This window comes from Mesorhizobium sp. M7A.F.Ca.CA.003.01.2.1, from assembly GCF_003998945.1.
Classification (GTDB): domain Bacteria; phylum Pseudomonadota; class Alphaproteobacteria; order Rhizobiales; family Rhizobiaceae; genus Mesorhizobium; species Mesorhizobium ciceri.
In genome coordinates, this window is the sequence record NZ_RZRA01000232.1 from 1 (window position 1) to 6,510 (window position 6,510).

General features: G+C 62.7%; 5 protein-coding genes and 1 pseudogene. 5 read left to right on the forward strand and 1 reads right to left on the reverse strand.

Annotated elements, in window-relative coordinates; all coding sequences use genetic code 11:
* Positions 1–943: NAD(P)/FAD-dependent oxidoreductase (locus tag EN969_RS12115; protein WP_164758231.1), on the reverse strand; the 943-nt coding region annotated here is incomplete at its 3' end.
* A 432-nt stretch (positions 944–1,375) separates the two neighbouring features.
* Here EN969_RS12115 and EN969_RS12120 point away from each other — a divergent pair.
* The 5 genes and pseudogenes from EN969_RS12120 to EN969_RS12140 all read left to right on the forward strand — a co-directional run.
* Positions 1,376–2,545 (forward strand): DUF6600 domain-containing protein, encoded by a 1,170-nt coding sequence (locus tag EN969_RS12120; RefSeq protein WP_245465365.1) that lies wholly within the window; start codon positions 1,376–1,378, stop codon positions 2,543–2,545.
* Positions 2,546–2,802: 257 nt separating this feature from the next.
* Positions 2,803–4,584, forward strand: a complete 1,782-nt coding sequence (locus EN969_RS12125; RefSeq protein ID WP_082826477.1) for an acetolactate synthase 3 large subunit — start codon at positions 2,803–2,805, stop codon at positions 4,582–4,584.
* 85 nt (positions 4,585–4,669) lie between these two features.
* Entirely contained in the window at positions 4,670–5,242 is a 573-nt protein-coding gene (gene ilvN, locus EN969_RS12130) for an acetolactate synthase small subunit (RefSeq protein WP_013531048.1), read from the forward strand.
* Positions 5,243–5,374: 132 nt separating this feature from the next.
* Positions 5,375–5,971: a LysE family translocator gene (locus tag EN969_RS12135; protein ID WP_024501399.1), complete on the forward strand. Its 597-nt coding sequence runs from the start codon at positions 5,375–5,377 to the stop codon at positions 5,969–5,971.
* 247 nt (positions 5,972–6,218) lie between these two features.
* Positions 6,219–6,510: pseudogene (locus EN969_RS12140) on the forward strand (efflux RND transporter periplasmic adaptor subunit); the annotation flags it as partial.

Here is a 6,510-nt window from a genome sequence, read left to right on the forward strand (position 1 = left end):
CGCCCCTGAAGGTCTCCATGCCCTTGAATTTCGGCAGATTGGCTTTGCCGGACTGTCCGGTCGCCAGCACCAGTTGCTTCGGCTTCAGCGTGATGTCCTTGCCGTCACGGTGGACGACAACGGTCCATTCCTTCGTCTTGTCGTCATAGGAAGCGCTTTTGGCCTCGGTCGAGGACCAGTAATTCAGCTCCATTACCTTGGTGTACATTTCCAGCCAGTCGCCGATCTTGTCCTTGGGCGAGAAGACCGGCCAGTTCTTGGGGAAATCGATATAGGGCAGATGGTCGTACCAGACCGGGTCATGCAGGCAGAGCGACTTGTAGCGCTTGCGCCAGCTGTCGCCGGCACGCTCGTTCTTCTCGATGATGATGGTCGGCACGCCAAGCTGCCGCAGCCGCGCGCCGAGCGCGATACCGCCCTGGCCGCCACCGATGATCACCGTATAGGGCTGCGTCTTGAAGCCGAGCTCGGCGGCTTCCCTCTCGCGCTCTTCCTTCCATGTCGGACGGTTCTTGCCCGAGCCGTGCCTGGCGCCCATCGGCCGCGCGAAGCCTGCCGGCTCCTCGTGGCCTTTCAGTTCGGCCATGGTGGTCAGCAGCGTCCAGATCTTGCCGTTCTTCAGCCTGATATGGCCGAAGCCGCGTGCCGCCTCCGTCTCGAAGCTGATCCAGCCCTCGATCAGTTCGCCGCTCTCGGTCGCGTCCTCGCCCTTGGCGATGGCGAAGTGCGATGGCCTGGTGTTCGACAACTGGCTTTTCAGCATGTCGCGGACCTGGTCGCGGCCTTCCATGGTCTTGATGTTCCAGGTGAAGGTAACGAGGTCGCGCCAGTAGCAATCTTCTTGAAAGCAATCGACCGCCTTCTCGATGTCATCGGCAGCAAGCGCGGCGCCGAACTGGTCGAGTACGTCAGACAGTTTCTTGCTAGAGGGCTTGTCGAGCATCAGGTTTCCTCCCGTGAAATCCAGATCGTCATGGTGATGGCTCCGACGGGCTTGCCGCCGGACGATCAAGTATCGTCAGAGATGGCGGCCCTCGTCACGCCCCACCATAGTTTCCAGCGGTTTCAATGGTTTATTCGCAAAATGGGATCACCCGGCGGTTTCGCAATCGCCCGGGCGCCGGAAACGACCGTCCCATTTGTGAATGCCGCGCCGGTCGCGCAAAGTTGATGGTCAAATGCCGCAATGCGGTCACCGGGGCCGATGACAACCGATCGGTGAGAAGCCGGGAAGCGGTGGCGGGCAGCAGGGCGGTTCCCGGGATTTTCTGGATGCGGAACTCTGGAGCCCGTTATGATTATCATATCCTTTTTCCAAGCGTCTTCACGCCACTCTCTCGGCCGGCGTGGACGTGCTGCAGCAATGGCCGCGGTCATGGCCTTGAGTGCGACGCTGACCGGCCCGCTGATGCTGCCCGGAACACAGGCGCATGCGGCGGAAATTTCCGTCACCGTCCGCGAAAGGCTTTCGAACTATGGCGGATGGCGAACCTCCAGCCGCTTCGGCGATGTCTGGGTTCCCTCGGTGCATACCCAATGGCGGCCCTACACCGAAGGCAGGTGGGTCTGGACTGACAATGGCTGGTACTGGCAGTCCACCGAGCCATTCGGCGATGTCGTCTATCACTATGGCCGCTGGGCGTATGATCCCGATTTCGGCTGGGTGTGGATCGCCGGCGATCAATGGGCGCCAGCCTGGGTGGTCTGGCGTCAGGGCGGCAATGATGTCGGCTGGGCTCCGGCGCCGCCCGACGTCGGTGCCGCCTTCGACGACGCCTGGTGGTGTTTCGTGCCGGTGGCGGCGATCGGCGCGGTGGATCTGGTCAGGGTGGTGCGGCCGGTTCAGGAGAACGTCGTCATCGTGCGCAACACGACATTCATCAACCAGACGGTCGTGGTCAACAATGCGCCACGCGTGCGGCTTGGCAACCAGGTGGTTGCAATCAATGCCGGACCCCGGCTGCAGCAACTCCCGAAGCCCGTCATGGAATCGATCAAGGCGGCAAAACTGGTTCCTCCGCTCAAAGGCGTGTTTGCCAGTGCACGTCTCGATGCTTCCAGGGGCGCCGAAATCAAGAAGCTTGCCGGCAATGCAATGCCTGCCGCCAAGGCGGCCAATGGGAACGGGCAAATCGTGGCGGGCCATGGCCCCAAGATTGCGAGCGGCGACAAGGCCACGTCTCCGAGCGCTGTGACAGCGAGCAATCCAGCCGTCGTGAAGCCTGGCAACACTGTGCGCAAGCGGATGGCCGCCGGCAACGGCGCGAAGGCCGATGCGCTCAAGCTGCATGCCGACAGGACCGCGGGCGATGGACGTATCGTCGTCAAATCGTCGGCCAAACCGGGTTCGGCCAAGCCGGTCTCGGGGCAGCGTCCTGCACGCGGTGCCGGACAACAGAAGCCGCATCAGCAGGCGATGGCAATGCACATGCCCCAGCACCATGGCCCGGCAAGGGTGGCACCTCACCATCCGCCAGCGAAGATGCAGGCGAGGAAGGTGTCCAGATGCGATCCGCGCGTTTCCCGCTGCAAGGCGCCGCGCTGATCGCCTCAATCGCGCCGGCACGCTGTGCGCGCCGGCGCGATTTTTCCCGTTGACAGGTCGCCTTGCCCGCCCTTAGTGTCCGCCACCATGAAAACAGCACTCATTCTCGTAGGAAAGCGCGTGGGCAAGGCGGTGTAACCGCCGGGCGAAAACCCCCCATGCGCAAGACACAGGCTCCCTCGGGGGCCTTTTTTATTGCCTGAAACACGACTAAACGACCAGCAAACGCCCAATGGCGACAGTACGGGACCAGACCGATGAGCAACGGACAGAACGAGCGGCGCGAGATGACGGGCGCCGAAATGGTGGTGCAGGCGCTGAAGGACAATGGCGTCAAGCATGTCTTCGGCTATCCCGGCGGCGCTGTCCTTCCGATCTATGACGAGATTTTTCAGCAAGACGAGGTCGAGCACATACTGGTGCGCCATGAGCAGGGCGCCGGCCATGCGGCGGAAGGCTATGCGCGTTCGACCGGTAAGGCCGGCGTGATGCTGGTGACCTCCGGCCCGGGCGCCACCAATGCGGTGACGCCGCTGCAGGACGCGTTGATGGATTCGATCCCGCTGGTCTGCCTGACCGGGCAGGTGCCGACCTCGCTGATCGGCTCGGACGCTTTTCAGGAATGCGATACGGTCGGCATCACGCGCCCCTGCACCAAGCACAACTGGCTGGTGAAGGACGTCAACGAGCTCGCCGCCACCATCCACGAGGCCTTTCATGTCGCGACCACCGGCCGTCCCGGTCCGGTCGTCGTCGACATCCCGAAGGATGTGCAGTTCGCCAAGGGATTCTATGTCCCGCCGCAGATCGCGCCACGCACCAGCTACCAGCCAAAGGTCCAGGGCGACCTGGAGAAGATCAAGGCGGCGGTCGAGTTGATGGCGGGCGCCAAGAAGCCGATCATCTACAGCGGCGGCGGCGTCATCAACTCCGGCCCGGAAGCGAGCCATCTGTTGCGCGAACTGGTCGATCTCACCGGTTTCCCGATCACCTCGACGCTGATGGGCCTCGGCGCCTATCCGGCATCGGGCAAGAACTGGATGGGCATGCTCGGCATGCACGGCACCTATGAAGCCAACATGGCCATGCATGATTGCGACGTGATGATCTGCATCGGCGCGCGCTTCGACGACCGCATCACCGGCCGGCTGACCGCCTTCTCGCCGAACTCGAAGAAGATCCACATCGACATCGATCCGTCGTCGATCAACAAGAACGTCCACACCGAGGTGCCGATCATCGGCGATGTCGGCCGGGTGCTGGAGGATATGGTGCGGCTGTGGCGGGCGAGCGCCAAGGCCGACAAGAAGGCGCTCTACCCCTGGTGGGAGCAGATCGCCAAATGGCGTGCGCGCGACTCGCTCGCCTACAAGATGAACAACGACGTGATCATGCCGCAATACGCCATCGAGCGGCTCTACGAACTGACCAAGGGCATGGACACCTACATCACCACCGAGGTCGGCCAGCACCAGATGTGGGCGGCGCAGCACTATCGTTTCGAGAAGCCGAACCGCTGGATGACGTCGGGCGGGCTGGGCACGATGGGTTATGGCCTGCCGGCAGCACTCGGCGTGCAGATCGCGCATCCCGACGCTTTGGTCATCGACATTGCCGGCGACGCCTCGGTGCAGATGACGATGCAGGAGATGAGCGCGGCGGTGCAGCACAATGCGCCGATCAAGATCTTCATCCTCAACAACCAGTATATGGGCATGGTGCGGCAGTGGCAGCAGTTGCTGCACGGCAACCGGCTGTCGCATTCCTATACCGAGGCGATGCCGGACTTCGTCAAGCTGGCCGAGGCCTATGGCGGCCACGGCATTCGCTGCGAAAAGCCGGACGAGCTGGACGACGCGATCAAGGAGATGATCTCGGTCAGGAAGCCGGTGCTGTTCGATTGCCGCGTGGCGACGCTCGCCAACTGCTTCCCGATGATCCCGTCGGGCAAGGCGCATAACGAGATGCTGTTGCCCGACGAGGCGACCGACGAGGCGGTGGCCAATGCCATCGACGCCAAGGGCAGGGAACTGGTGTAGCCGGCAGAACCAAGGCAGGGCTGTCGCGAGAAAGCCCTGCGCAAACAAAGAATTAGCTCAAGAGCTTGAAATCGAGATTCATGTCATGAACGCACAGCTACAACCGACCGGTTCGGCCTATTTTATCGCCAAGGAAACGGAAAAGCCGGAAAACCACACGCTTTCCGTGCTGGTCGACAATGAGCCGGGCGTGCTTGCCCGGGTCATCGGCCTATTTTCCGGGCGCGGCTACAACATCGAGAGCCTGACCGTCTCCGAGACCGAGCATGAAAAACACCTGTCGCGCATCACCATCGTGACGCGCGGCACGCCGCATGTGCTGGAGCAGATCAAGCACCAGCTGGAGCGCATCGTGCCGGTGCACCGCGTCGTCGACCTGACCGTGCGTTCGCATGAATCCGGCCAGGAGCGGCCGCTGGAACGCGAACTGGCGCTGGTCAAGGTCGCCGGCATCGGCGAGGCCCGGGTCGAGGCGCTGCGGCTGGCCGATGCGTTCCGCGCCAGCGTCATCGACGCCAACACCGAGCATTTCATCTTCGAGATCACCGGCAAGGGCTCCAAGATCGATCAGTTCATCGCCATCATGAAGCCGCTCGGCCTGGTCGAAATCTGCCGCACCGGCGTGGCGGCGTTGAACCGCGGCCCGCAGGCGATGTAGGCCTTCGGTGCTGGCGCCGGGCGCGCCAGCCAGCTTCCACAGTGAGGCTTCTGGCCCCGCTGTGGGCCGTCCGTGGGCCTTTGCGGGTTGCCTAGAAAAGACAACGATCCTGACTTGTCGGGGAGGATATCCATGTCGCTTGACGCTTTCCTTGCCCTGCTTGTCTACGCCTTGGTGACTTCGATCACGCCGGGGCCGAACAATCTCATGCTTCTGGCATCGGGCGTGAATTTCGGCATCGTCAGAACCGTTCCGCACATGCTTGGCATCAGCATGGGTTTCCTCGTGCTGCTGCTTGCCGTCGGTCTTGGCCTTGGCGCTGTGTTGACGGCGTTTCCGGCGCTGCATACCGCGCTCAAGATCGCCGGCGGCGCCTATCTTTTGTACCTCGCCTGGAAGATCGCCATGTCGCGCACGCTGACCGGCAAGGGCGAGACGAAGGCGCGGCCGATGCGCTTCATCGAGGCGGCTGCATTCCAGTGGGTCAATCCCAAGGCGTGGGTGATGGCGATCACCGCCATGGCCGTCTATGCCAATGCCGAGCACCCGTTCCTGTCGGTGGTGTTGATCGCTGTGGCCTTCACCATCGTCAATTTGCCGAGCGTCTCGGTGTGGGCTGGGTTCGGCACCGCGCTGCGCGGTTTCCTGTCGGACCCGGTACGGCTGAAATGGTTCAACATCGCCATGGGCGTGCTGCTGGCGGCGACGCTTTGGCCGATGCTCAAATAGGTCGAGACGCGCACATTCTGGTCGTCTCAGGCCGGAAGGCGATGGCTCGCAAGCCGTCGGATGGGGATTCAGCCCGTGTTGCACATCCATTGTGCAGTGCACATTAAATCTTCGTAATGCCGTGTTTTGGCCCTTTTCCGACAAAGGCGCGTCCTATCTATTCGGCGAAATCGCGGCAACGGGCCGTGATTTGCGCTAGAGTAGAACCATCGGACCACGACGTGTCGGGTGGAGAGGGCCTTTGACCATGCGTGGAAAAGTCGTTCTTTCGTTGCTTGCCGTCGCCTGTGCGGGCGCGGCCTGGCTCTATGTGTCTCCGGACGCGCTGAGCAAGGCTCAGCAGCTCATCGGCGCAAAGCAGGTCGCTGCCGCGGACAAATCGGCAACCGGCAAGCCGGCAGCGGGCGACAAGGCGGCAGGTGGCGGCGGTGCCGCCCGCTCGGCTTCCATCCTCTCGGCCGTCGCCTCGACAGCCGATTTCCCGATCCGGCGTTATGCGATCGGCTTCGTCTCGTCTCCCGCCGTCGTCAACATCAACG

Bases quoted from the DNA above. Each gene is read 5' to 3' on its own strand.
- EN969_RS12120 (WP_245465365.1), top strand. From the start codon at position 1,376: ATGGCCTTGAGTGCGACGCTGACCGGCCCGCTGATGCTGCCCGGAACA.
- EN969_RS12125 (WP_082826477.1), top strand. From the start codon at position 2,803: ATGAGCAACGGACAGAACGAGCGGCGCGAGATGACGGGCGCCGAAATG.
- ilvN (WP_013531048.1), top strand. From the start codon at position 4,670: ATGAACGCACAGCTACAACCGACCGGTTCGGCCTATTTTATCGCCAAG.
- EN969_RS12135 (WP_024501399.1), top strand. From the start codon at position 5,375: ATGTCGCTTGACGCTTTCCTTGCCCTGCTTGTCTACGCCTTGGTGACT.